General features: G+C 70.7%; 25 protein-coding genes. 10 read left to right on the plus strand and 15 right to left on the minus strand.

The window, feature by feature from the left end:
* Window positions 1–8: 8 nt before the first annotated feature.
* The 6 genes from ACFV9T_RS17065 to ACFV9T_RS17090 form a co-directional block, all read right to left on the minus strand.
* Window positions 9–1625 (minus strand): 3' terminal RNA ribose 2'-O-methyltransferase Hen1, encoded by a 1617-nt coding sequence (locus ACFV9T_RS17065; protein ID WP_385440914.1) that lies wholly within the window; start codon window positions 1623–1625, stop codon window positions 9–11.
* Between the two features lie 34 nt (window positions 1626–1659).
* Window positions 1660–2577, minus strand: a complete 918-nt coding sequence (gene mmuM / locus ACFV9T_RS17070; protein WP_385440917.1) for a homocysteine S-methyltransferase — start codon at window positions 2575–2577, stop codon at window positions 1660–1662.
* A 32-nt stretch (window positions 2578–2609) separates the two neighbouring features.
* Window positions 2610–3533 carry an LLM class F420-dependent oxidoreductase gene (locus tag ACFV9T_RS17075; protein ID WP_385440919.1) on the minus strand — a complete coding sequence of 308 codons (924 nt, stop codon included), beginning with the start codon at window positions 3531–3533 and terminating at the stop codon, window positions 2610–2612.
* Window positions 3534–3551: 18 nt separating this feature from the next.
* Window positions 3552–4037 carry a DUF6099 family protein gene (locus tag ACFV9T_RS17080; protein WP_385440921.1) on the minus strand — a complete coding sequence of 162 codons (486 nt, stop codon included), beginning with the start codon at window positions 4035–4037 and terminating at the stop codon, window positions 3552–3554.
* 132 nt (window positions 4038–4169) lie between these two features.
* Window positions 4170–4547, minus strand: coding sequence for a nucleotide pyrophosphohydrolase (locus tag ACFV9T_RS17085; RefSeq protein WP_385440923.1), 378 nt, complete (start codon window positions 4545–4547; stop codon window positions 4170–4172).
* A 58-nt stretch (window positions 4548–4605) separates the two neighbouring features.
* Window positions 4606–5742: an AAA family ATPase gene (locus tag ACFV9T_RS17090; RefSeq protein WP_385440926.1), complete on the minus strand. Its 1137-nt coding sequence runs from the start codon at window positions 5740–5742 to the stop codon at window positions 4606–4608.
* Between the two features lie 106 nt (window positions 5743–5848).
* Here ACFV9T_RS17090 and ACFV9T_RS17095 point away from each other — a divergent pair, with 106 nt between their 5' ends.
* The gene (locus ACFV9T_RS17095; protein ID WP_385441141.1) at window positions 5849–6373 is read left to right on the plus strand and encodes a hypothetical protein; all 525 of its coding nucleotides are present in this window, start codon (window positions 5849–5851) and stop codon (window positions 6371–6373) included.
* A gap of 108 nt (window positions 6374–6481) precedes the next feature.
* Window positions 6482–6889, plus strand: a complete 408-nt coding sequence (locus ACFV9T_RS17100) for a hypothetical protein (RefSeq protein ID WP_385440929.1) — start codon at window positions 6482–6484, stop codon at window positions 6887–6889.
* 11 nt (window positions 6890–6900) lie between these two features.
* Here ACFV9T_RS17100 and ACFV9T_RS17105 read toward each other — a convergent pair whose 3' ends face one another.
* Complete coding sequence (locus tag ACFV9T_RS17105) at window positions 6901–8373, minus strand: ATP-binding protein (protein ID WP_385440931.1); 1473 nt, start codon at window positions 8371–8373, stop codon at window positions 6901–6903.
* Between the two features lie 209 nt (window positions 8374–8582).
* Between ACFV9T_RS17105 and ACFV9T_RS17110 the strand changes: the two genes are divergently transcribed.
* From ACFV9T_RS17110 to ACFV9T_RS17135, 6 genes are all read left to right on the plus strand, one after another.
* The gene (locus ACFV9T_RS17110; RefSeq protein ID WP_385440934.1) at window positions 8583–8747 is read left to right on the plus strand and encodes a hypothetical protein; all 165 of its coding nucleotides are present in this window, start codon (window positions 8583–8585) and stop codon (window positions 8745–8747) included.
* Window positions 8748–8914: 167 nt separating this feature from the next.
* Complete coding sequence (locus ACFV9T_RS17115) at window positions 8915–9409, plus strand: hypothetical protein (RefSeq protein WP_385440936.1); 495 nt, start codon at window positions 8915–8917, stop codon at window positions 9407–9409.
* Window positions 9410–9455: 46 nt separating this feature from the next.
* Window positions 9456–10115, plus strand: coding sequence for a Crp/Fnr family transcriptional regulator (locus ACFV9T_RS17120; protein WP_385440938.1), 660 nt, complete (start codon window positions 9456–9458; stop codon window positions 10113–10115).
* A gap of 135 nt (window positions 10116–10250) precedes the next feature.
* Entirely contained in the window at window positions 10251–11033 is a 783-nt protein-coding gene (locus ACFV9T_RS17125) for a hypothetical protein (RefSeq protein ID WP_385440940.1), read from the plus strand.
* A gap of 44 nt (window positions 11034–11077) precedes the next feature.
* The gene (locus tag ACFV9T_RS17130; RefSeq protein WP_385440942.1) at window positions 11078–13345 is read left to right on the plus strand and encodes a hypothetical protein; all 2268 of its coding nucleotides are present in this window, start codon (window positions 11078–11080) and stop codon (window positions 13343–13345) included.
* Window positions 13342–14043, plus strand: a complete 702-nt coding sequence (locus ACFV9T_RS17135; RefSeq protein WP_385440944.1) for a hypothetical protein — start codon at window positions 13342–13344, stop codon at window positions 14041–14043. Before ACFV9T_RS17130 ends, ACFV9T_RS17135 begins: the two co-directional genes overlap by 4 nt.
* Before the next feature lie 323 nt (window positions 14044–14366).
* On the opposite strand, the gene ACFV9T_RS17140 is transcribed toward ACFV9T_RS17135, so the two are convergent.
* From ACFV9T_RS17140 to ACFV9T_RS17175, 8 genes are all read right to left on the minus strand, one after another.
* Complete coding sequence (locus ACFV9T_RS17140; protein ID WP_385440946.1) at window positions 14367–15710, minus strand: class I SAM-dependent RNA methyltransferase; 1344 nt, start codon at window positions 15708–15710, stop codon at window positions 14367–14369.
* A gap of 131 nt (window positions 15711–15841) precedes the next feature.
* Window positions 15842–17923, minus strand: a complete 2082-nt coding sequence (locus ACFV9T_RS17145; protein ID WP_385440948.1) for an APC family permease — start codon at window positions 17921–17923, stop codon at window positions 15842–15844.
* A gap of 88 nt (window positions 17924–18011) precedes the next feature.
* A complete protein-coding gene (locus tag ACFV9T_RS17150; RefSeq protein ID WP_385440950.1) occupies window positions 18012–19127 on the minus strand; it encodes a cytochrome P450 in 1116 nt (371 codons plus the stop codon).
* Window positions 19109–20494 (minus strand): cytochrome P450, encoded by a 1386-nt coding sequence (locus tag ACFV9T_RS17155; RefSeq protein ID WP_385441143.1) that lies wholly within the window; start codon window positions 20492–20494, stop codon window positions 19109–19111. Before ACFV9T_RS17155 ends, ACFV9T_RS17150 begins: the two co-directional genes overlap by 19 nt.
* A gap of 122 nt (window positions 20495–20616) precedes the next feature.
* Window positions 20617–21234 carry an ATP/GTP-binding protein gene (locus ACFV9T_RS17160; protein WP_385440953.1) on the minus strand — a complete coding sequence of 206 codons (618 nt, stop codon included), beginning with the start codon at window positions 21232–21234 and terminating at the stop codon, window positions 20617–20619.
* A complete protein-coding gene (locus ACFV9T_RS17165) occupies window positions 21212–21568 on the minus strand; it encodes a DUF742 domain-containing protein (RefSeq protein ID WP_385440954.1) in 357 nt (118 codons plus the stop codon). The genes ACFV9T_RS17160 and ACFV9T_RS17165 overlap by 23 nt, the downstream gene beginning before the upstream one ends.
* Window positions 21565–21993 carry a roadblock/LC7 domain-containing protein gene (locus ACFV9T_RS17170; RefSeq protein ID WP_385440955.1) on the minus strand — a complete coding sequence of 143 codons (429 nt, stop codon included), beginning with the start codon at window positions 21991–21993 and terminating at the stop codon, window positions 21565–21567. Before ACFV9T_RS17170 ends, ACFV9T_RS17165 begins: the two co-directional genes overlap by 4 nt.
* On the minus strand, window positions 21990–23492 hold the full coding sequence (locus ACFV9T_RS17175; protein ID WP_385440957.1) for an ATP-binding protein: 1503 nt from the start codon (window positions 23490–23492) through the stop codon (window positions 21990–21992). The genes ACFV9T_RS17170 and ACFV9T_RS17175 overlap by 4 nt, the downstream gene beginning before the upstream one ends.
* Window positions 23493–23977: 485 nt before the next feature.
* Here ACFV9T_RS17175 and ACFV9T_RS17180 point away from each other — a divergent pair, with 485 nt between their 5' ends.
* Together ACFV9T_RS17180 and ACFV9T_RS17185 are read left to right on the plus strand one after the other, a co-directional pair.
* Complete coding sequence (locus tag ACFV9T_RS17180; protein WP_385440959.1) at window positions 23978–24643, plus strand: potassium channel family protein; 666 nt, start codon at window positions 23978–23980, stop codon at window positions 24641–24643.
* Complete coding sequence (locus tag ACFV9T_RS17185; RefSeq protein WP_385440961.1) at window positions 24640–25317, plus strand: potassium channel family protein; 678 nt, start codon at window positions 24640–24642, stop codon at window positions 25315–25317. The genes ACFV9T_RS17180 and ACFV9T_RS17185 overlap by 4 nt, the downstream gene beginning before the upstream one ends.
* The last annotated feature ends 53 nt before the right edge of the window (window positions 25318–25370 follow it).

The raw sequence follows: 25370 nt of genomic DNA on the forward strand, positions 1-25370 counted from the left end.
GGTGTCGGTCATGCGGCGGCCTCCTTCGGTGTCGTGTTCGTGGTCGTGCTCGTCGCGCCGGTCTCCCCGGTCTCCCCGGCCTCCCGCCGGAAGAGCGCGAGCTGCGTCGGCGGCCCCACCTCGGGGTCCTCGGGGCCGACGGGGCGGAACTCCACCCCGTACCCGTGCCGTTCGGCGACGCCCCGCGCCCAGTCGCGGAACTCCCCGCGCGTCCACTCGAAGCGGTGGTCCGGGTGGCGGACCTGCCCGGCGGGCAGGGTCTCCCAGCGCACGTTGTACTCGACGTTCGGCGTGGTCACCACGACGGCCGTGGGCCGGGCGGCGCCGAACACCGCGTACTCCAGGGCGGGCAGCCGGGGCGGGTCCACATGCTCGATCACCTCGCTGAGCACCGCCGCGTCATAGCCGGTGAGCCGGGAGTCGGTGTACGCGAGGGAGCCCTGCGTCAGCTTGAGCCGCGCCGACTGCCGCTCGGGCATCCGGTCCAGGCGCAGCCGCCGCGCCGCCTCGTTCAGCGCGCGTATCGACACATCGACACCGACGATCTCGGTGAACCGCGCGTCTCTCAACAGCTCGCCCAGCAACTGCCCCTGGCCACAGCCCAGATCGATCACCCGGGACGCCCCGGCCTCCCGCAGGGCGCCGAGGATCGCCTCGCGCCGCCGCACCGCCAACGGCACCGGCCGTGGCGTGCTCCCCTCCTCCGGCTCCATTCCTTCCCCCTCCCCCGTGTGCTCCGGCCGCTCCGACCGCTCCGTCTGCTCCGTCTGCCCTTCCTGCTCGGCGAATTCGGCGGGGGCCTCCTCTGCCCCGTCACCGATCACCGCGTTGTCGATCTCCTCCACCTCGGCGTCGTCCGTCTCCGCGAGCCGCGCCAGCTCCAGCCGCTCCATCGCGCTGCGGGTCAGCGACCAGCGGCGGGCCAGATAGCGGTTGCTGATCAGCCGCTGCTCGGGGTGGTGCTCCAGCCAGCCCTCGCCGGAACGCAGCAGCTTGTCCACCTCGTCCGGGGCGACCCAGTAGTGCTTCGCGTCGTCCAGCACCGGCAGCAGCACATACAGATGCCGCAGCGCGTCGGCGAGCCGCAGCTCGCCCTCCAGCACCAGCCGTACGTACCGCGAGTCGCCCCACTGCGGGAACCGCTCGTCCAGCGGCACCGGCTCGGCCGTCACCGCCCAGCCCAGCGGCGCGAAGAGCCGCTCGACCAGGGCGCCGCCGCCACGGGCGGGCAGGGCGGGCACCTCGATCCGGAGCGGCAGCGGCCGCTCCGGCAGCTCGGGCCGCGCCTTGCACTGTCCCCTCAGGGCGCTGGAGAAGACGGTGCTCAGCGCGACCGCCAGCAGCGAGGAGGCCGCGTACGGACGGTCGTTGACGTACTGGGCGAGCGCGGAGTCGGGCGCGCCGCCCCGCCCCTTGCCCCGGCCCCGCCGCACCAGCGCGACGGGGTCGACCTCCAGCAGCAGTGCCGCCGTGCAGCGCTGCTCGTCCGCCTCGGGGTAGAGGACATGCGCGGTGCCATGGGAGGTCGAGAACCGCTGCGCCTTGTCGGGGTGCTTGTGCAGCAGAAACCCCAGGTCGGTCGCGGGACGCTCACGGGTGCCGGTGGTGGATATCGTCAAGAACACCCGTCCGAGTATCGCCGGGTGAACGCCCCCTCACCTAATGGTTTCCCACCACGCCCGCAAGCTCCGCGATCCGGCCCGGACCCACCCGGCAGCAGCCGCCTATGAGCCGCGCGCCCGCGTCCCGCCACGCCTTCACCCGCGCCGGGTCGAAGGTCGACCGCCCGCGCCAGCTCCGGGCCGCCGCGTCCCACTCCTCTCCGCTGTTCGGATACACGATCACCGGCTTTCCGGCGGCCTCGGCCGCTATCTCCACGGCCCGGTCCGCGTCGCCCGGCTCGCAGCAGTTGACGCCGACGGCGATCACCTGCTCGTTCCCGGCGGCCAGGGCGAACGCGTCCCGCAGGGGCTGCCCGGCCCGGGTCGCCTCCCCCGCGATGCTGTACGAGAGGTAGACGGGCACCCCGCAGCCCTCGACGGCCCGCAGCATGGCCGCCGCCTCGTCGGCGTCCGGCACCGTCTCCAGGGCGAGCACATCGGGCCCGGCCGCGACCAGCGCCTCGATCCTCGGCCGGTGGAACCGCTCCAGCTCCGCCACGCTCAGCCCATACCGCCCGCGGTACTCGCTGCCGTCGGCCAGCATCGCCCCGTAGGGCCCGACGGAGGCCGCCACCCATACCGGGGCGGCCGGGTCGGCCGCTTCCTCGGCCGCGCCGCGCGCCAGCTCGACGCTTCGCCCCAGCAGTGCCGTGGCGTCCTCGCGCGCCACGCCCCGGTGGGCGAAGCCCTCGTAGGTGGCCTGGTAGCTGCTGGTGATGAGCACCCGTGCGCCCGCCCGCACATACGCGGCGTGGGCCGCCTGGATCTGCCCCGGATCATCGGCGAGCAGCCGGGCCGACCACAGCTCGTCGGACAGGTCGCAGCCCTGGGCCTCCAGCTGGTTGGACAGCCCGCCGTCGAGGACGAGGGGGCCGCCTTCCATCGCGGTGGCCAGTGGCGTAGGTGGGACAGACATCACGGGTACTCCTGGTGGTTCGATAAAGCCGGTCAGGCCAGCTGGGCCTGGACCTGGGAGGAAATCAGCTCAAGGTGATCGAGGTCGTCGAGGTCCATGATCTGGAGGTAGATCCGGGACGCCCCGGCCTCCGCATAGCGGCCGATCTTGTCGACGACCTCGGCCGGGGAGCCCGTCAGCCCGTTCTCCTTCAGCTCCGGGACCTCGCGGCCGATCGCCGCGGCCCGGCGGGCGACCTCGGCGTCGTCCTTGCCGACACAGGCGATCAGCGCGTTCGAGTACACCAGGTCGTCGCCCTTGCGCCCGGCCTCCTCGGCGGCCGCCCGCACCCGGCCGAACTGGCGCTCGCTGTCCTCGACCGACGCGAACGGCATATTGAACTCGTCCGCGAACCGCGCGGCCAGCCGCGGCGTGCGGGTCGGCCCATGGCCGCCGATCAGCACCGGCACCTGGCTCTGTGCGGGCTTGGGCAGCGCGGGCGAGTCGGTGAGCTGGTAGTGCGCGCCGTCATGGCTGAAGGTCTCGCCGACCGGCGTCTTCCACAGGCCGGTGACGATGGCCAGCTGCTCCTCCAGCCGCGCGAACTTCTCCTTCGGGAAGGGGATGCCGTACGCGGTGTGCTCCTCCTCGTACCAGCCCGCGCCCAGGCCCAGCTCGACTCGTCCACCCGACATCTGGTCGACCTGCGCGACCTGGATCGCGAGGACGCCCGGCAGCCGGAAGGTGGCGGCGCTCATCAGGGTGCCCAGCCGGATCCGCTTGGTCTCGCGGGCCAGCCCGGCCAGGGTGAGCCACGCGTCGGTCGGGCCCGGCAGCCCGTCGACGTCCCCCATGTGGAGGTAGTGGTCGGAGCGGAAGAAGGCGTCGAAGCCGAGGTCTTCGGTGGCCTTCGCGACGGACAGCAGAGTGTCGTAGGTCGCCCCCTGCTGGGGCTCGGTGAAAATACGGAGATCCATGCCCCCCATCCTGCCTTCTCATGCGGCACCACCCCACTCCCCACCCCACTCCAGCCCCGTGAGATGCCTCAGCATCCCGAGCACCCGGTCCCTGGCCTCGTCCGCCGCGTCGATCGCCTCGACGCACTGCCAGTACAGCGCCTCCTCCTCCGTGCTGGAGGCGACGCCCACCAGCGCGAATCCCGCCTCCGCCAGCAGATCCCCCAGCGCCAGCAGCACCCCTCTGGGGTCCCGCACCTCCGACAGCTGAGCCGCCCGTAACCCCCCGCCGCGCAGCGCGGGATGGTGCAGCGCCGGGTGGAACAGCGCCCCGCGCGCCCTGCCGCCCGCCTCGCACAGGCCGCGCGCCTCCGCCCGCGCCGCCGCCGGGCCGCTCACCATGAAGTATCCGCCGACCGCTTCCGCCAGCGCCTGGACCTGCCAGGCCTCGGCCACGATGTCCTGCACGCCCCCGGCCTTCGCCAGGGCGTGCCGGGTGACACCGATCAGCCGCATCGCGTCCATGCCCCGAACCCCTCTCAACGGACTTTCCGCACCCGTTACTCCTCCACTACCCAGAGTGATGACTAACAGGCCGAAAAGCTAGGGGAATTCAGGAATCTGTTGACAACAGTTGCGTTGTGGATAACTCAATCACTACTGAGAGTGACGAATCGGGCCTCCGGGCGCCGCAACCGGGAACCGGCCCTCGTTGCGGTCGATCTTCGCGGCCAGCGCGGCGAGCGCGTCGATCCCCAGCACCTCGCAGAACTGGAGCAGATACGCCAGCACATCGGCGACCTCGTCCTCGACCCGGGCCGCCTTCCCCGGCTCCTCCATCACCCGCGCCGACTGCTCCGGCGTGAGCCACTGGAAGATCTCCACCAGCTCCGACGCCTCGACGCTCAGCGCCGCCGCGAGGTTCTTCGGGGTGTGGTACTGCTGCCAGTCGCGTACCGCCGCGAAGGCCGCCAGCCTGCGCTGCAGGCCCGCCACATCAAGGCCATCGGCCGCCGCGCCAAGGTCATCGGCCACCACATCAGGGCCATCGGATCGTCGCTCACACGCCGCGGCAGGCGCACCGGACTCGGGTTCAGGAGACTCGCTCACGCTCCAGGTTTACCACCGTGACGGGGGCGCCCCCGACCGCCCCCGTCACGTCCCCCACCGTCCCCACCAGCCGGATGTGCCCCCGTGCGCACATCCGGGCCGCCACCCCCAGCAGCTCCCGCGCCTGCCGCCGGTCCAGACAGCGGTCGAAACCGTCCGCCAGGACCGTCAGCACCTGCCGCGCGGGAAGCACATCCGCCGCCGGTTCCATCGCCAGCACCCCCGGGCCGGTCAGCAGCACCAGCGCGAGCGCCAGATAGCGCAACTCCCCATCGCCCAGCCGCTCCACGGGCATCGCGCCCAGCTCCCCCTGCTCCACCAGGGCCCGCACCCCGCCGCCCCCGGCCCCCTCGGTCACCAGCCCCTCCACCGGCCCCGCGCACCCCGCCCGGACCGCCGCGACCAGCGCCGCGTGCCGCGAGACGCACTCCCGGCTGGTGCGCCGCAGCACCGCCGCCAGGTTCTCGCAGCCACCGCGCAGCCGCCCGTCGCGCGGCGCCGCCGGTGCCCGCATCCGATCCGGCCGCGGATCGCAGGCGAACACCGAGCGCAGCGCGATCACCACCTGCTCGGCGGCGGCCAGCGCCAGCCGCTGCCCCTCGGTGATGCCCGCCACCCGCAGCGGAAGCAGCGAGGTCGCCAGCCGGTCGTCCGGCAGCGGAGCCCGGGTGACCGCGACCGCCCCCGCCGTGTGCCAGGCCGCCTGGACGCAACGCCGCTCCGGATCGCGCAGCGCCGTCTCCAGCAGGGTCTCCCCCGCCCCCGTCAACCGCTCGCCCACGATCCGCAGTTCGGGCTCGGCCTGTACGGCGACATCGAGCCGCACCGGCCCGACCGGGCCGTCCACGGTGCACCCGATACGGAACCCGCGCCTCCCCTGCCGGTCCGGCCGCGCCCGGCGCGGGATGTACGCCGCCGGATCGCAGAACACCTCCGCGAGCCGGGCGCCACCCGCCAGGCGCGCGAGCGCCCCGTACGCCTCCAGCACCCCCGACTTACCGCTTCCGCTCGGCCCGGCGAAGAGCGTCAGCGGCCCCAGGGAAAAGACCGCACGTCGATGGGACTTGAAGGCGGACAGCCTCAACTCGGTCACGGCGGGCCGCAGCCCGGATGCGCTCATGCCCGGAACATATCTGTGGCGCATACCGCCGAACCGTTACTCCTTCCGTATCTTCCTACCATCGGGGGATGGTGACAGTGACTGAAGATGACCGCGGGGGCGCATGATGTTCGACAGCACGTTCTGGATCGCGTCCCTCACCGGTGGCACCGCCGTGCTGGCCAGTTGGGTCACCAGCCGCGGCAACACCCGGGCCGCCGAGATCCAGGCCGACACCGCAGCCCGCGCCCAGCAGGCGGAGCGGCTGCGCGACAGCAGGCGGACCGCGTACCTGGAACTGATCGAACAGGTCCACAGCATGGGCGAGTTCTACTGGCAGATCTCCGCCGCCCAGCGCGCCGGAGACTTCCGGAGCCGCCCCGCCCTGCTGGACGAGACCCTGGAGCGCGAGCGCGACCACTACGGCAAGCTGCGGCGCTGCGCGCGCGTGGTCGAACTGGAGGGCCCCACCGCCGCGGGCGAGGCGGCCCACAAACTGCAGAAGTCGACCGGCCGCTTCCACCGCTCCCTCCAGGCGATGACCACCGGCGACCCAGAAGCGATACGCCGCTTCGACGACGCCTACAGCCCCTTCTGGGCCGCCCTCACGCACTTCGTGGACACCGCGAAGACGGCCCTGCAGGAGCCGTAGCCCGGATCACCCCGCAGCGCGGCTTCAAGAGGGCAACCTTCACCTGGACTTGACTGTCTGTTTACGGTGAGCCGCGCTTCCTGTTTATCAAGATTCGGGGGATCCCACATGAATCGCACCATCCGCACCGCCGTCTTATCCATCGCCCTCACCGGCCTGGCGTTCGGCCTCTCCGCCTGTTCGGACGAGGAGACCGTCGACACCGTCGACAAGGTCGTGGACCAGACGTACGAGATCACCTACGAGGTGACGGGGAAGAACGTCGAGTCGATCGAGTTCAACGGGGGCGGCGGCAAGGCCATGGACCCCAAGACCACCACGGTGAAGAAGCCCGCGCTGCCCTGGAAGAAGACGGTGACACTGCGGGGCGTCATGCCCTCCGCGGTCATGCCGGTCACCACCGACCCCACGGTGACCTGCAAGATCGTGCACAAGGGCAAGGTCATCGCCGAGGAGAAGGGCGAAAGCCTGATCAACGCCGGTGGCTGCGTAGCGGAGTCCCCGATCGGCAAGTAACGCCGGGCAGTTCACTCGCCGTGGTACATGCGTTGCAGATCGACAAGCTCGACATCACCGCGCCGGCCGGCTTCGCGCCGGAGGTCGTCGGTGAATCCGGAACGCGCGAAGAGCAGGAGCTTGGGCAGTGCCCCCACCCGGGCGCTGGGCAGCAGCCCCCGGAGGTGTTCCAGCCGTTCCAGCTGTGGCAGCCCGACGGGGGCGAGGGTCCCCTTGGCCTCGCCGATCGCGGTGATCCGCTCGGGGCCGTACGCCGGTGACTCCGCCACCACGAGGTCCAGTTCATGCCCTCGGCGGTGCTCCCTACAGGCGATCTCGGTCGGGCGCACCCAGCTCGCCCGGCCACCGAGGCTCTCCGCTGCGGCGTGCTCGAAGCACCACTGGCGGGCCAGCTCCTCGAAGTGCGGGCCGTAGATCTTCGCAGAGACGGTGTCGGCGTTGTCCGCCCAGACGCGGTCGGCCCGGCCCACGACCAGTTCGGGCTCATGGCGCTGGACCAGCAGCTGGTGCAGCCGCACCACGGGCTCGGCGACCCGGAAGACGCTGCGCTTCTCCCTGAGGGCGTCCTCGACCTGCTCCAGCAGTCCGATGTCCTGGAGCCCGGAGAGCAGATGCGCCAGCGCGCTGCTCGGCCGCCCCAGGGCTCCGGCGATCTCCGACCGCCGGTGATGTCCGGCGCTGACCGCCGCCAGGACCGCCGCATACGAGGTCGGGTCGGAAATCGAGGGCTCCTCACGAAGCAGCAGCCCGCCCTCACGGAACATCGCGGAGGCCGGGTTGAGGAGCCGCCGCGCCACCCACCCGTCGAAGTCCGCCAGCCCCTCCGGCCCCGCACCGCCGCACATCTCCCGGTACGCCGGGGTCCCGCCCACCAGTGCGTGCAGCCGGAACGCCAGCTCGGGGTCCTCCGCCACACCCCAGAACGCGGCCGCCTCCCGGAAACGGAAAGGCCGCACCACCAGCTCCATGCCCGCCCGCCCCCGCAGCGGGGCGCCCCCGCCGAGCAGCTGCGCCATGGTGGTCAGCGCACTGCCGCAAAGGATCATCCGGGTCCGGGTGTGCTCCTTGGCATGGCTCAGCGGGCTGAGCGCCTGCTGCAGATGGGAGGGCAGCGCGGGGGTCGCCGACACCAGGTAGGGGAACTCGTCGATCACCACTGGCGCCGCCGCGTCCTCACCGATCCGCAACAGCTCGTCCAACGCGTCCCGCCAGTCGGTGAACAGCACCGGCCGCCGCAGCCCCCGGAACGCCGCATACGCCGCGCCCAGATCCGCGAGGTTCTGCGCCTCGCTCTGCTGGGTCGCCGCGAACAGGAAACCCCCCGTCTGGCGCGCCAGCAGTTCAAGCATCAGCGTCTTCCCCTGCCGCCGCCGCCCGTACACCAGACCGAGCGACGCCCCCTGCTGCCCAGAGGCGGCGAACTCGCTCAGCTCCCGCCACTCTGTGTCCCGCGCGAACAACCGCTCCGGCTTGGCCACAGTCACAAGAATCACCTCTACAGTTATGATAGCTGCACCTATCATAACCAGCACGCTGAAGGGAGGCCACGCCCTGACCGCAGGTTCGATCGGTCGTACGTCGTCGCCCCACCCCGACCCGCCCGGGCTCCACCCCGCTCTGGGGGACGCCTACCGCGCGCCTTGACCAGAGTGTGCGTCTGGCGTGGGGCCCGCCAGGCACCGGCGAGACAACGGTGCTGAAGCGTGCCGTCGGCGATCCGATCGCCCGCAGGGAGCGCGTACTGCTCGCGTCCGCCACGAACATCGCCGTGGGCAACGCCCTGCTGGGCGTGGTGGAGGAGAACCGGCACGGCCCGGGCGACATCGTCCGCGCAGGCCACCGCAGCTGCGCGAGGTAGCCGACAACCCGGAGGTGTCGCTTCCGCACTCCGCTTACCACGATCGAAAGGCTAAGGAGTGAGCGACCCAGCACTCATCGTGCCCTGCGATAGGCAACCCTTCTCGGCAGCGCCCAGCAGGCTGGCTACTGCCATGAAAGGACGCGACGGCTGCGGAGGGTGCGGGCGTGATGCACGAGCCATGGGATAGCCCGACGGAGGCTCAGCGACTGCAAGAGCATGCCGAACGCGCCTTCGTCGAGGTGCAGCGGGCGGATACCAAAGCAACGGCGTTGTGCGGCATAGCCGGCGGACTACTGGCTGCGGGAGTCGCCGTGCTGTCGAGCACATCCGGCATGCCCCGGATCGGTGTGTTCTCCCTGGTAGTGATGTGCCTGTTGCTGCTGGCCGCGATAGGGGCTGCCCTGCTCGCACTGCGGCCTGTGGTCCCGCGGCCGGGACTGCGGGTCGCACTGATGGCCGAGGCAGCCGTACGCCACAGGTGTGGTGTGAGCGCAGCCACGCGTGGGGAGCTTGAACGGCATGTCGAGGCACGCCGATTGGGAGTCTTTGCCTGGCTGGCAGACAGAAAGCTGCGCACGGCCCGCCTGGCTGTGGACTTTGTCCTAGCCGCTCTCTTAGTGGCTGGAATGTGCCTATTGAGCTACTTTCTTATCAATTGAGACGATCCCCTGGGTGTTGATAGGGACCACGCAGCGGGAGGGACGTGTGTATCAGCCGCATGCCACGGTGATCGGTGGCGAATTCTGGGCAGCCTTGAAGGCGCTGGCACCGCGGTGCATCCGCCCCGCTCGGAGCGTGCTGCTGCGCCAAGGAGATGCAGCAACGCACGTCATCGTGCTGGAATCCGGGTCAGCGCTGATCACCCTGGCCGGCGACGGCGGGGAAAGGACACTGCTCGCCGTGCGCGGCGCCGGTGAGTTACTCGGAGAGCTTGCCGTTCTGGACTCTCAACCGCGCACCGCTACAGTCATCGCCGCCGAGCCCTGCCACATCCGCATCATTCCGGCTGCCTCCTTTCTCACCTTCGTCGACCAACATGGCCTGCTCGCTCCTCTGCTGCGCCACGCCATCGCCCGCGTCAGGGAGTCGGAGGCCGTCCGCCTCGAACTGGCCACCGCGTCCGTCCCGCTACGCCTGGCGTCGGCCTTGTCTCGGCTGGTCGACGCCGCATCCACTTCCGCCTCGGATCTCGCCGTGCGACTCACACAGACAGAGCTGTCCCAGATGATCGGGGCTTCCCGCAACGCGGTGGTCAACGCACTCAAGCCCTGGCGCGAGCAAGATTGGATCCGTACCACCTCCGGCGGCGGGCTCCTCGTTCGCGACATTCATTCGATTCAGTCGCACGCACGTACGCAGGCGTGACAGGCCGCACTTCAGACGTGCCCACTGCTGGGCAGCGTTGGCCGTCCCGCCCGATCAGCATGGGCACTCCCCTGACCGCCCGCGCTGAAAGGACGGTGCCCGATGGATGCGCCGCTACCCGCAGAAACTCTGGACGTGCCCGCTGAACTCGCGCTCCTGGCGATCGACATGGAGAGGTACAGCCAGATCCCCGAGGCGAAGATGGCCGCCGCGAGATGCGATGTGGACTCCATCGTGGCGAACGTGCTCGCCGAGTGTCAGCTGCCCGACCCGCAGGAACTGCCCGGTGGGTACAAGGACAGCGGCGACGGAGCGATCCTGCTGTTCCCGCCCGGGATGCTGGCCCGGCTCGTGGACCCGCTGCTGGGCCGCCTCGCCGCAGCGCTGATGCGCTACGAACAGCAGCGGCTGGCCAGCAGTCCCATCCTGCGCCTGCGGGCCAGCGTGCATGTCGGCCCTCTGTCCCTGCCCGACCACCGCGGTATCGCCATCAACGACACCACCCGACTGCTCGACAGCCAGGCGACCCGCCAAGCGCTGTCCGTCGCAGGGGACAGCGGCGCCTTCCTCGCGGCCGCGCTCTCCGAGATCGCTTACCAGCGCACCGTGCACGCAGGGCGCACGCCGGATCTGGGCCCGCACCACTTCCTTGAGGCGGTTGCCCGCGTCAGCGACAAGCCCGGTTTCGAGCAGCCCTGCCGAATTCACGTGCCGGGCCTGACCGGACCTGCCGTACGCCCCTATCTCACCGACGCTCCTCCGCCCGATGCTGCTCCCGCCCCTGCCTCGCAGCCGGGCAATGCGTCGGCGACACCGGCTGCCAGCAGCGGCGGCACGTTCCAGTTCCACGGTCAGGTCAACGACCCCACGATCGTCAACAGCCTCGGAACCCTGCGGATCGACCGTCGCCAGCGGTGAGACGCCCGGCCGCCAACATCCCGCAGTCACCCTGGAGTTCCCGTATGCCTGACGTACCGTTCGACCCCACCCGCTCCGACACCACTCCGCCGACCAGCGAGACCGGCGAGAACCAGTCCAACGGCTCCAGCAGTTGGCTGCATCGATGGCGTCCTAGCTCCGGCACGGGCGCCTCCGACCGGCCGGACGCCGACCCCGACAGCCCATCGCCCTCCCCCGCGCCCCCGTCGCCGGATACTGTCCCGCCCACGCCGCGTGTACACGAGACCGGCGGTGCAGCGACACACGTGTACGGGGACCCCGACGTCGTCGCCAACGTCATCGAACAGCTGATCCTGGAGACCCGAAAACGGGACTTACTGGAGGGTGTCGAACAAATTCGCGAGCGACTGCTCGACCAGCCACTCGTGCGCGGCACGCACTGGGAATCGGTCTGGGAGCAGATCATCGATCCCGCGACCAGTCGCCCGTACCAACCCGTGATCATCATTGTGGCGCCCCGCTCATGCGGCTCCACAACTCTCGCTCTGCGGCTGCTGGCCGAGCACACCGCAGACAACACCACCGTGGTCAAGCTGGACGCGGACTGGAAAACCCCAAGCAAGGGTCGCCTGCCGCTGGAGAAGGCGCACGCCTACCAGCTTGACCTCAAGCACCCGGAGAACGATCAGGTATCGGCCGACTTCCTCAACGCGCTATCGGAACACGCCACCCACCTCCGGGGTTGCCGCTCCTATCTAGCTCTGACCGTGGCACAGGACCTGTGGAAGGACCACCGCCTCAGCAATCGTGACGGCATCCTCGTGGTTCGTCTGCACGAGGCGCCCGATGCCCAGGACGTAGTCGAAGCCCATCTGGACGCCCACGGGTACAGCCAACTGGTCACGTCACTGCGCTCGCTCCCCAAGGCCACCGCTTCCTTGCGCGGGCTGACTGCGGTGGCCGCCGTGCGAGCCGCGCACACCGTCGCGATGGCCTGGAAGGAACACACCCACATCAGCTTCCAGCAGTCTCTCGCAGAGGCCGGCAGCGAGGGTGAACCCCAGAGCACTCTTGAAGAACGCATCATCGCGGCGCTGACCGATTGGCGCGGTGAACTCGATAGCCGGTTCGGCGAAATGAACAGTCTGCGCACGCACGACAACCCCTCCCTCACGGTGGAGGACCGCTGTCTGCTGCTGGCCCTGGCCGTGCAGCAGTCCGCGCCCATGCCCGTCGTCGCGCACAGTTCGGCCGCTCTGCTGAAAGCCATCGGGAACCTCCCGGAGGCCCCCGACGCGGCACCAGGATTCTCACCGGCCCTCAGCGCGCTGGCCGGACGGGGAATGCGCCGACGTATCCAGGATGTCGGGGGTCGAGTCGACATGCAGGACACAGTGGTGTTCGATCGACCCGCCTACGGGCGCGCGGTACTGGAGTACGTCTGGGACAACTACGACATCATGCGCAAGCCGTTGCTGACCTGGCTCGTCGCGACAGCCCAAAACGCCGATCCGGAAGACCACGCCGTGGCAGCGCTGGCCGAGCTCACCGTGAGGCACGGAACGGTGGACTACCTCTCGACACTGGGCGAACTCGTCGGCAGCAGTCAGCCAGAGGTGCTCAGTGCGGTCATGGAAAGCGCCGTGCGCAACGAACACGTCGGACGCCTGGCGTGGGAAGCGCTCTACGGGTGGGCGGAACAGAAGAGCTACGCGCCCGCCGTGATCGCACTGTGCCGAAGCACCCTGGAGGACTCGTCCGTCGCCGGCTCTCTGGCCAAGCGGGCGATGGTGCGCTTGCGCCGCGTCGCGCACAAGAACACCGATGCCACGGTGATCAGCCAAGTCCTGACCGCCTTCGACGCTCTGGCCCAACACTCAAGCGTGGCCCAGCGACTGGCAGGTGAAGTCCAGGGATGGCAGCACGGTAAGGGATCGGCCGCACGCAGTGGCGCACTGGCCTTCCTCGCGTTGATGGCTGTCCGCCGCGACGGCACGCCGTGGCTCGTGTGCGCTCCTCCCACAGACATCGACGTGCAGCGAGCCGTCCACGATCTGCTCTCCTCTTCGGACACCGCTGCCGAGGTCATCACGCGCCTCACGGACTGGATCCGTTCTTGTGCCGACGACCCCGACGCCTACACCCAGTTACGTGACCAGCTCCTGCCAGCGCTGCGCGGCCACAACATGTTCGAAGCCGGCATGAAGCTCATGAACGAGCTGCGTGGCATCTCCACCACTGAGGGCGTCAGCGTGGCTGACGACTTCTACAACCACCTCGTTGACAGCCGTCTGCGTCCGGTCTTCCCTCTCGAAGAGAAGTTCGCATGAGGTGGCCTTGGTGCCGCGCAGTCCGTACGAGTACGTCTGTCCAGCCGCGTCAGCTGCACAGCTCCACCGACGGCATCGCGTTCGAGGCCGTGTACACGATCACCTGGCGACCCCTCTGGCGTGTGCCTCCCAATGTGGAGGAGGCCGTACGCACCACTGTGCACGCCACGGCCGCCGAGACAGCCACGCGTCTGGGAGCCTCGGACGTGCCCGCCGCGCAGGACACCATCAACGCCGCCCTCGGGAGTCTGCCCCGCCGCGCCCCGAACTACCGCCTGCTGGCCGTCCACGCGACTCTCGGTCTGTCCACCGCCGCACAGGAGTCACTGGCTCAGCGGGCGGCGGACGAACAGCGGATCCGCCGCCTGCGCTTCTTGAAGGAGAACCTCTACGACCGCCCGGACCTCGTCGTCCTGGACCGGCTTGAGCACCACGCCCCCGGTGACCTGGGCGACGACCACGTAGCCCAACTCCAGCGCCTCGCTCGCCTGATCTACTCCTGCGATCGCTGGTGGTTCCCCCTCCTGCAGCAATGGGAACAGGTCGGCCAAGGGTTCAAGGACATCGAGAAGCGACAGCAGGCCATGCTCGTGCTGTCCGACTCCCTCAAGGCTCTCAACGGTGGCAGCCTGCCCAGCGGTATCCCGCCACTGGAGGCACCCGGGGCGGACGGGACACCTCGAAGGGCGCATCCATGAAGCTCGTCCTGTGGCGGATACTACTGGCCCCCCTGACCAGCCTCCGAGCCCTGCTCATCCAACAGCGCGGCGCAACCCCCATGTCGTACGACGTCGCCTGGCGCCAGGCCCGCCTGCACCGCTGTCCCGACGACATGGTCTACCGACTCCACGGCCACAAAGCCACCACCCCTGACCAAGCACCCAACACCCCGTCGCGGAAGGACGAGCCGACCGACCGGCATCCCTAATCCGAGGATCTGGTCAACGCACTAACGTCTTCGCCCTGTCTATGAAGGACAGGGCGAAAGAACGCCCTGGTTACGCGCGGGCAAAACAGCAGGTCAGGAGCCCTTAGCCATCGGCTCCATGATCGCCACGCACTCCACGTGGTGCGTCACCGGGAACAGGTCGAAGGCGCGGAGGCGGCGCGGGGTGTAGCCCGCTTCGCGGAAGTAGGCGAGGTCTCGGGCGAGGGCGGCCGGGTCGCAGGCTACGTAGGCGATGCGGCGGGCGCCCAGGGAGGCGAGGTGGGTGACCGTGTCCTTGCCCGCGCCGGCGCGGGGCGGGTCGAGGACGATGAGGTCGGCCTCGGTGATGCCGGTGCGGGGCAGGACCTGCTCGACCTTGCCGTGTTCGACGCGGACCCGGTCCAGGTCCTCGAGGTTGTGGCGGGCGTCCTCGGCCGCGCGCTTGCTGGACTCGATGCCCAGCACCGCGCCGCGGTCGCCGACGCGCTCGCCGAGGGCGCCCGCGAAGAGGCCGACGCCGCAGTAGAGGTCGAGGGCGGTGTCGCCCTTGCGCGGCATGAGGCCCTGCATGACGGCCTCGACCAGGAGATCCGCGGCCTTGGGGTGGACCTGCCAGAAGCCGCCCTCGCCGACGCGCCAGGTGCGGTCCGCGGCGCGTTCGCGGACGAAGGGGCGGCCGTGGACGCGGTGCACGAGACGGTGGCGCTCGCGGCCGCGGGACTCGCCGATGCGCAGGACGGAGACCGGGCGGTCGAGTTCGACGATCGGCAGGCGGCCGCCGGGGCGGGGGGTGAGGACGACCTGACGGTCGGAGGAGCCGGTGGCGGCGATGGCCTCGATGGATTCGATCTGCGGCCATTCCCGCTTCTCGATGCCGAGTTCGGTGACGCCGGGCGCGGCGATCAGGCAGTGGTCGACGGGCTCCACCTCGTGCGAGCGGTGGCGGCGCAGCCCGGCGTGGCCCTGTGCGTCCACCGCGTACTGGAGCCGGGTGCGCCAGGCCGGGACCTCGCCGCGGGACACCTTGTCGCCGGGGGCGGGTTCGACGGTGCCGTCCCAGCGGGCGTCCTCGGGGGTGAGCCCGGCCAGCCGCTGGAGCTGCTCGGTGATCACCTCGGCCTTGAGCCTGCGCTGGGCGCCGGGGGCGACGTGCTGCCAGTCGCAGCCGCCGCACCGGCCGGGGCCGGAGAACGGGCAGGGGGCCTCCACCCGGTCCTTGGCGGCGTCCAGCACCTCGACCGCGTCGGCGCGCAGGAAGCGCGCGCCCTCCTCGCCCTCGGTGACCCTGGCGACGACCCTCTCACCGGGCAGGGTGTGGCGTACGAAGAGCACCTGGCCCTCGGCGGTCCGGGCGATGCAGTGGCCGCCGTGTGCCACCGGGCCGATCTCGACCTCGTACTCCTCGCCGACCAGCGACGCCTTGGGTTCACTTTGCATGGCGGGCTCGGCTCCGTAATCCGTAAGGGGTGAGGGGGTGGTGGGGGAACAGCAGCCCACCAGTCTACGTCCCCGCACCCCCAGCCCTCACCCGGGCGACGGCTTCCGCCCGGCCCGAACCCGGGCGGCGGCTACCGCCCCGGCGTCCGGACGCCCGTCTTCTCGGCCTTGCGCTCGCCCTTCGGCCGCTGCGGCACCACGGGGCCGCGGCGCACCGAGCCCGGGGCGTTCCAGTCGGCGCGCTTGCGGGCGCGCTTGCGGGCCAGTTCGGAGGAGTCCAGCTGCCAGGGCACGGAGGTCACCATCACGCCGGGGGTGAACAGCAGCCGCCCCTTGAGCCGCAGCGCGCTCTGGTTGTGCAGCAGGTGCTCGTACCAGTGGCCGACCACGTACTCGGGGATGTAGACGGAGACCACATCGCGCGGGCTCTCCCGGCGCAGCCCCTTGACGTAGTCGATGACCGGCCGGGTGATCTCGCGGTACGGCGAGTCGAGGATCTTCAGCGGGACGTCGATGCCGCGCTCGCTCCACGCGGACTGCAGCGCCTTCGTCTCGGCGGGGTCGACGTTGATGCTCAGCGCCTCCAGCCGGTGGGAGCGCATCAGCTTGGCGTAGGCCAGGGCGCGCAGCGTCGGCTTGTGGATCTTGGAGACGAGGACGATGGAGTGCACCCGGGAGGGGCGGACCTCGTCCTCGTCGTGCTGCTCCTCGGCCGCGGCCAGCTCCTCGGAGACACCGTCGTAGTGGCGCCGGATCGCGGACATGGTGATGTAGAAGACGGCCATGCCGAGCAGCGCCACCCACGCGCCGTGGGTGAACTTGGTGAGCAGCACGACGACCAGGACAAGACCGGTGAAGAAGGCGCCGAAGGTGTTGATCGCGCGGGCGCGGACCATGCGGCGGCGCGCGGCCGGGTCGCGCTCGGTGGCCAGGTGGCGGTTCCAGTGCCGCACCATGCCGGTCTGGCTGAGGGTGAAGGAGACGAAGACGCCGACGATGTAGAGCTGGATCAGCCGGGTCGAGTCCGCGCCGTAGACGTAGACGAGGACCGCGGCGGCCCCGGCGAGCAGCACGATGCCGTTGGAGAAGGCGAGCCGGTCGCCGCGGGTGTGCAGCTGGCGCGGCAGGTAGCGGTCCTGGGCGAGGATCGAGCCGAGCAGCGGGAAGCCGTTGTACGCGGTGTTGGCGGCCAGGAACAGAACCAGCGCGGTGGCCGCGGCGAGCACCACGAACAGGAACGAGCCGTCGCCGAAGACGGCGGCCGCGACCTGCGAGATCACGGGGTTCTGGGTGTATCCGGAACCGAGCGCGGCGCCGTCCTTGAACAGGTCGCGGGCCGGGTCCTCGGCCATTTTGACGTTGGTGACCAGGGCGAGGGTGATGATGCCGACGAACATGGCGACGGCGAGGCCGCCCATCAGCGCCAGCGTCGTCGCCGCGTTCCGGCTCTTGGGCTTGCGGAAGGCGGGCACCCCGTTGCTGATGGCCTCGACGCCGGTGAGCGCGGCGCAGCCGTCGGAGAAGGCCCGCAGCAGCAGGAAGACCAGCGCGAACCCGGCCAGCCCGGTCTGCTCGGCGTGGACCTCGAAACCGGCGGTGGGGGCCTTCATGTCGTCACCGAGGACGAGCGCGCGGTAGGCGCCCCAGAGGATCATCACGAAGACGCCGCCGACGAAGACATACGTGGGGATCGCGAAGAGCTTGCCCGACTCGCGCACACCGCGCAGGTTCATCAGAGTCAGCAGCAGGATGATCGCGACCGCGACGAGCGTCTTGTGCTCGACGATGAAGGGGACGGCGGAGCCGAGGTTCTCCACCCCGGAGGAGATCGACACGGCCACCGTCAGGACGTAGTCCACCAGCAGCGCGCTGGCGACCGTAAGACCCGCCTTGGGGCCGAGGTTGGTGTTGGCGACCTCGTAGTCACCGCCGCCGCTGGGGTAGGCGTGCACGTTCTGGCGGTACGAGGCGACCACCGTGAACATGAGCACGATGATCGCGATCGTGATCCACGGTGAGTAGTGGTAAGCCGACGCACCCGCCACGGAAAGGACGATCATCACCTGCCCAGGCGCATACGCGACGGAGGACAGGGGGTCGGAGGCGAAGACGGGGAGCGCGATGCGCTTCGGGAGGAGGGTCTCCCCCAGCTTGTCGCTGCGCAGCGCGCGCCCGATCAGGATCCGTTTCGGGACGTCGGTCAGTTTGGACACGCTGAGGATCGTAAAGGGTGGGCAGGGCGCCCGCCCAGCCGCCTGCCCACCCGGGGACGGGCGGGCGGCCGGGCGGCCCGTACGGCGGTCAGGACAGCCGGACCGGCAGGGCGCGGTGGCCGTTGGAAATGAAGGATTCCACCGGCTCCAGCGCCCCCTTCCCGGACGCTAGCGAGAGTCGAGGGAAGCGGTCGAACAGGGCCGGGAGCGCGATCGCGGCCTCCAGCCGGGCCAGCGGTGCGCCGACGCACAGATGGACGCCGTGCCCGAAGGCGAGGTGGCTCTTGAGCTGCCGGGTGACGTCGAACGCGGCGGCGTCCTCGCCGTGGATCCCGGGATCGCGTCCGGCGGCCGCGTAGGCGGCGAGGATCGCGTCGCCCTCGCGCAGCACGACCCCGTCCTCCAGCTCGATGTCCTCGACGGCGTAGCGCAGCGGCAGGTTGGCGACCGGGGCGGAGTGCCGCAGTGTCTCCTCGATCACGTCCTCCCAGGTGGCCCGTCCCTCGCGTACATGGGCGAGCTGCTCGGGGTGGGTGAGGAGGGCGTGGATGGCGTTGTCCAGGAGGTTGACCGTGGTCTCGTGACCGGCGGTGAGCATCAGCGCGAGGGTGTCGCACAGCTCCCGCTCGCTGAGCGCCGAGTCCTCCTCGCTCCGTACGGCGATCAGCCCGCTGGTCAGGTCGTCGCCGGGCTGTTCGCGCTTGGACGCCACGAGCGCAGCCATGATGGCGTCCATCTCGGCGGAGGCGGCCGCGACCTCCTCCGGCGTGGTGGTCGTGCGGAAGGAGCTGTCGGCGAACCGGCTCATCCGCGCGCGCAGCCCCTCGTCGGCGAGCCCGAACAGCTCGTAGATCACCTGGAGCGGCAGGGGGTACGCGTACCCCTCGCGCAGATCGACCGGCTCACCGGGCGGGGCGGCGGCCAGCCGGTCCAGCAGATCGGCGGAGATCGCCTCGATGCGCGGCCGCAGGGCGGCGGTGCGCCGCGCGGTGAACGCCTTGGAGACCAGGGTGCGCAGCCTGCGGTGGTCGGCGCCGTAGGCCGTGAACATGTTCTGTACGGCCACCCAGTTGATCAGCGGCCAGTCGGACGTGACCTCACCCTCGTTCCAGGCCCGCCAGTGCAGCCGCGGGTTCTTGGACACCCGCGGGTCGGTCAGGAGTTTCTTGAGCAGGCTCTGGCGGCTTACTGCCCACGCCACCAAGCCCCCAGGAAGCTCCACAGGCGTCGCTGGCCCTTGGGCTCGGACGCGGTCGGCTTCGGCGTTGATGTCGCTGCCGGTGGGGTCGAGGACGAGGGGACGGGACTCGTGGACCACTGGTTGTCTCCCTGGGGCTCGGCGGGCTGTCGCGGGGCGGGCACGGCCGCGGCGGGCGGCATGGAGGCGGGTTCAGGGGTCGGCTTCGTGAGGACGGGGAACCGCACGGGCAGCGACGCCAGGGCGCGGTTGAAGGGGCCGGGGCGCCAGGTCAACTCGTCCGCCGTCACGGCCAGTCGCATGTCGGGGAGGCGGTCGAGGAGCCTTTCGATGGCGACGGAGGCGATGACCCGGGCGGGGCCCTCGGCGGGGCAGCGGTGGGCGCCCACGCTCCAGGCGAGGTGGGCCCGGTTGCCCGCGCGGCCCTGGGAGGTCAGCACGGGGTCGGTGTTGGCCGCGGCGTAGCTGGTGAGCACCGCGTCGCCCTTGCGCAGCCGTACGCCGCCCATCTCGACGTCGTAACGGGCGAACCGGGTACCGAAGTTGGCCAGCGGCGGGTCGGCCCACAGCACCTCGTCCAGGGCGTCCTGGACGGGCAGGCTGCCGCCGGACAGCTCACCGGCGAACCGGTCGTCGGAGAGCAGCAGCCGCAGCGCGTTGCCGATCAGGTTCACCTGGGGTTCGGTACCGGCCGCCATGAGCAGCGCGATCTGCTGCATCAGCTCGTCGTCGGCCAGCCGCGAGGGGTGGGCGATCATCCAGGAGGTGACGTCGGCGCCGGGCTTGAGGCGCTTGGCGTCGACGAGGGCCGCCATGTAGCGCGACAGGTCCTCATTCGCCTGCCCGGCGTCCGCGGTGCTCGCGTCGAACATGACCGTGAGGATCCGGATCAGTTCGCTGCTCTGCTCCGGAGGGGCGCCGAAGAGCCGGTTGAACACCATCAGCGGGATGATCCCCGCGTACTCGCTCAGCAGCTCGGCCTCGCCCCGCTCCACGAAGGAGTCGATGAGCGTGTCCGCGCTGCGCTCCACGTAGTCGCTCAGCGCGTGCGAGTCCACCCGGCTGAGGCTGTCGGTGATCGCCCCGCGGTAGCGCGCGTGCTGCTCGCCGTCGGTGAACAGGGCGTTGGGCCGGAACTCCATCATCGGCAGCACGGGGCTGTCGGGCGGGAGCCGTCCCTCGGTGAGGGCGGCCCAGTTACGGGGGTCCTTGGCGAACCGCTCGGTGTCGCGCAGGACCTCCAGCGCCGTGGCGTAGCCGGTGACCAGATACGCGTCGACCCCCGGGGCCAGCTCCACCGGAGTGATGGGCCCGCCGGCGCGCATCCGCGCGTAGAACCCGTGCGGATCGGCGGCGAAGGCGGCGCCGTACATCGGCACCCGGCCTCCCGGGCCGAGGGAGCCGGTGGAACCGCCGGGCGCCACACCGCCTTGGTGCGCGGGACAGCCCGGCGGTGGTGCGGTTGCTGTGGCTGCCTCGAGGTCTGGACGGTTGGTCACACATTCTCCTGGGACGTAACGCGAGCGTGCCGGGACTGCAGATACTGGACGAGGGCGATCAGCGCGTGGGTGGAGGAGACCCGGTCCCTGGCGTCACAGGTGACCAGCGGGGTCTCCGGCAGCAGATCGAGCGCCTCCCGGACCTCCGTCTCGGCGAAGCGGGGCGCCCCCTCGAAATGGTTGACGGCCACCGCGTACGGCAGCCCCTGCTCCTCCAGGACGGCCATCACCGGGAAGGACTGCTCCAGCCGACGGGTGTCGGCGAGCACCAGCGCGCCCAGCGCGCCGCGCGTCATGTCCTTCCAGATCCGGGTGAAGCGCTGCTGTCCGGGCGCGCCGAAGAGGTACAGGACCAGGGACTCGCTGAGGGTGAGACGGCCGAAGTCCATGGCGACCGTGGTGGTCGTCTTCTGCTCGATGCCCGCGAGGTCGTCGATGAGCGCACCGGCCTGAGTCATCGTCTCTTCGGTGCGCAGCGGGCGAATTTCGGACAGCGAGCCCACGAAGGTCGTCTTGCCGACCGCGAAGTGCCCGACGACCAGCAGCTTCGCCGCGGTTCGTACGGTCTGGGGCAGATAGACCGCACCCCGGTCAGAGGCGAGCGCGGAGTCCATCGAGCACCTCCTGGAGCAGCTGGGTCTCGGGGAGTTCGGCGGGCGGGATGGGGGCCCGGGTGCTGATGTGGCCGCTGTCGACCAGATCGCCCAGCAGGACCTTGGTGACGCTCACCGGCAGCTCCAGATACCCGGCGACCTCGGCGACCGACAGCGCGCCGCCGAGGCAGAGTTCCATGACCGCCCGCTTCTCCGGGCTGAGACCGGCGAGCGGCCGGTCGGGGTGGGCCATGACCAGGGTCACCAGGTCGAAGGTGTTGCGGCTCGGGTAGGCACGGCCGTCGGTCACGACATACGGCCGTACCAGTCCTCGTTCGCGCCTGCCCGGACTCATGCGGGGCTGCCGATGCCCTGCCGGGTCACGCCCTGCCGCGGCGGGCTGGTCAGCTCCTTGCCGAGCCGGTCGACCAGCTTCTGCATCCGGTAGCTGACGCCTTCCATGTCCACGTGCTCGGTGGTGGAGACGGCCAGGTACGCGCCGGGTCCGGCGGCGATGAGGAAGACATAGCCGCCGACGAACTCGACCAGCGTCTGCTGCCAGGGCGTCTCGTCGCGGTCGCAGAACTCGGAGGTGCTGCGGCTGATCGACTGCAGCCCGGAGAGCGCCGCGGCCTGGCGCTCGGCCTCGTCACGCGCGATGCCCACGGAGTGCGCCCGCAGCATGCCGTCGGCGGACAGCAGGATCGCGTGCCGCGCCTCCGGCATCTTGACCACCTCGTCGAGCATCCAGCCCAGCTCGTTGTTCATGTGGTCGTTCATGCCTGGCGATTCCCTTCTTCGGTGTGAGGGGCGGCATCCTGTGTGACCCCACGGCCGGAGCGCGTACCGCGCGCGAACGCGCCCATACGCTTGGCGGTCTCTTCGGCCGAGCGGACACGGTGCGAGCCCGTGTCGGTTCCGGTGGCGCCGGACGGCTGTCCGGGCGCGGAGGGCCAGTCGTCCACCGGTGGGGCGGCGGTGGGCTGGCGGCGGCGGCGCTTGGGCAGGCCGCCCGCGGTCTCCCCGTACACGCGCGTCGCCTCGTCGTCCTCGGACGCCGCCGGAGCGGGGGCGGGCGCCGGAGCGGGCGCGGGCGCGGGAGCCTCGGCCTGGGGCGCGGAGGGCGCCTGGGCGAACGCGTCCGCCGGGGCGGGCTCCGGGGCCGCCGCAGGGGCCTGGGGCGCGGCCCTGCGGCGGGTCGGGCGGGACGGGATGGTACGCAGCGGGGCGGCGGCCTCGGCCTCGTACGGGTCCTGGGGCGCGGCGGTGGGGGCGTCCGCCTCGATGTGGGTGAGCAGCGCGGTGGGGAGGAACAGGACGGCGCGCACGCCGCCGTACGGGGACCGGGTGTCCACCGAGACGCTGAAGCCGTACCGGGCGGCGAGCAGGCCCACCACGGCGAAGCCGAACTGCGGCGGGTCGCCGAGCCGCGAGACGTCCACCGCGCGCTGGCCGGAGAGCAGCCCGGCGGCCCGCTGGACCTCCAGGCCGTCCATGCCGACCCCGGCGTCGTCGATCACGATGCAGGCGCCGTTGTGCACCGGCTGCAGGCTGACCTCGACGTTGGTGTTGGGCTGGGAGTGCCGGGCGGCGTTGTCCAGCAGCTCGGCGACCGCGAGCACCACGGGCTCCACCGTGCGGCTCACCACGCCGATGTCGATCAGGGCGTGCACCTGGACCCGCCGGTAGTCGCGGATGCGCGACTTGGCGCCCCGGACGACGTCGGTCATCGGGGAGGCGGTGCGCTGACGGCCCGGCCAGGAGCCGCACAGCACGGCGATGGCCTGGGCGCGCCGGCCGAACTGCGCGTTCGCGTGGTCGATCTCCAGGAGGTCGCGCAGCACGTCGGGGTTGTCGTGCCGGTCCTGCATGTCCGAGATCGAGACCTGCTGCTCGTTGGCGAGGCCCTGGAGGGCGCGCATCGACGCCTTGAGCGCGGCCTTGGCGGAGGCGTCTGCGCGCGACTGCGCCTTGTCCACCGCGCGCGCGAATTGCTCCATGACCGCGTGCAGGCTCTGCGCGTACGCGGTCCCGGCCAGTTTCTCGTCCCGCAGCCCGGGCAGCGGGGTGGGCTGGCTCAGGGCGTCCGCGATCGCCGGGAGGCGGATCTCGACGAGATGCTGCACTTCCTCGTCACGGGCGCGCAGACTGTCCTCAAGGGTGGCGTTGCGCCTGCGCACTCCGGCGGTGATCCGGCGCTGGCGCATCAGAAGGACCAATACGACCAGGAGGACGACGGCCAGGCACCAGCTCACCGCCTCCGTTATGTGATCTGTCATCAGGAACCTCGTGCAGAGAACGCGGGCGCGGAAGGAACGATTCAGTGCCCTGATGTCCCGTCCGGAAACGGAATACGGCGATCATCATCTTAGCCACGCCGTGACCTAGTGTCCGACGGCCGTAACAAAGTTCGAACTCACGGGACTCTATTGCCATTTCCCGTAACAGTTCAGTGAAGATCCTGGATATCGGGCAAAGATGAGGGAGCCGCACCCCCGGAAGCGGCCCCCGGCGCCCGCCTCCCGACGACAGCCGCCGGGCCGTCCGCACCCCCTGTTTCCTCCCGGCCGGTGTCCTCGGGCGCGGAATCGCCCCATGGGTATGGATACGGTGGGAACAGACGCCGTGGCGGCCGACCTCCGTCGCCGTGCGGCACTGGCATCGGGGCCCTTGCCCCGCTGTCGCCCCGTAGGTCCTGGAAGGAAGATGTGAGCAGGGTGTTTGCGCAGGTCAGCACGGTCATCAGGAGTGCGGGGTAAGACGCATGCATATCGTGATCATGGGCTGTGGCCGGGTGGGCGCGGCGCTCGCCCAGACCCTGGAGCAACAGGGACACACCGTCGCGGTCGTCGACCAGGACCCCACCGCCTTCCGCCGCCTCGGCGCGGGCTTCGGCGGGCGCCGGGTGACCGGCGTCGGATTCGACCAGGACACGCTCCGCGAGGCGGGCATCGAGGAGGCCGGGGCCTTCGCCGCGGTCAGCAGCGGCGACAACTCCAACATCATCGCGGCCCGGGTGGCCCGCGAGATGTTCGGCGTGGAGAACGTGGCGGCCCGGATCTACGACCCGCGGCGCGCCGAGGTCTACCAGCGCCTCGGCATTCCGACCGTGGCCACCGTGCGGTGGACCGCCGACCAGATGCTGCGGCGGCTGCTGCCGTCCGGCGCCGAGCCGCTGTGGCGGGACCCGAGCGGCGGGGTGCAGCTCGCCGAGGTGCACACCTCCCCCGCGTGGGTGGGGCACAAGGTCAGCAAGCTCCAGGAGGAGACCGGGGTGCGGGTCGCGTTCCTGACCCGGCTCGGCGAGGCGATGCTGCCGACGTCGCAGACGGTGCTGCAGGAAGGCGACCTGGTGCATGTGATGATGCGCACCGACGAGGTCGAGAAGGTCGAGGCGGCCTTCGACGAGGGGCCCGAGGAGACACGATGAGGGTTGCCATTGCCGGAGCGGGCGCCGTGGGGCGCTCCATCGCGGGCGAGCTGCTGGAGAACGGGCACGAGGTCCTCCTCATCGACAAGGCCCCCACCGCCATCTCCGTGGAGCGGGTGCCGCAGGCCGAATGGCTGCTGGCCGACGCGTGCGAGATCACCTCGCTGGACGAGGCGGCGCTGCAGCGCTGCAATGTGGTCATCGCGGCCACCGGCGACGACAAGGTCAATCTGGTGGTGTCGCTGCTCGCGAAGACCGAGTACGCGGTGCCGCGGGTGGTCGCCCGGGTCAACAACCCCAAGAACGAGTGGCTGTTCAACGAGGCGTGGGGCGTCGACGTCGCCGTCTCGACGCCGCGGCTGATGTCGGCGCTGGTCGAGGAGGCGGTGAGCGTCGGCGATCTGGTGCGGCTGCTGCGCTTCAGCCACGGCGACGCGAACCTGGTCGAGCTGACCCTGCCGCCGGAGGCGGCCCTGGTCGGGACCCGGGTCGGCGATGTGGAGTGGCCGGAGGACACCACGCTGGTCACCATCATCCGGGGCACCCGGGTGCTGACCCCGAACAAGGACGACATCCTGGAGGCGGGCGACGAGCTGCTGTTCGTCGCGGCCCAGGCGCGCGAGGAGCAGCTGGAGCAGCTGCTGTCCGTCCAGCGCCAGGACGCCGCGGGCTAGGTCGCAGGCGGGCCGGTCGTACGAAGCCCCGGGCACCCTGTGCGGGAACCCGG

This window comes from Streptomyces sp. NPDC059850, assembly GCF_042731515.1.
GTDB lineage: Bacteria > Actinomycetota > Actinomycetes > Streptomycetales > Streptomycetaceae > Streptomyces.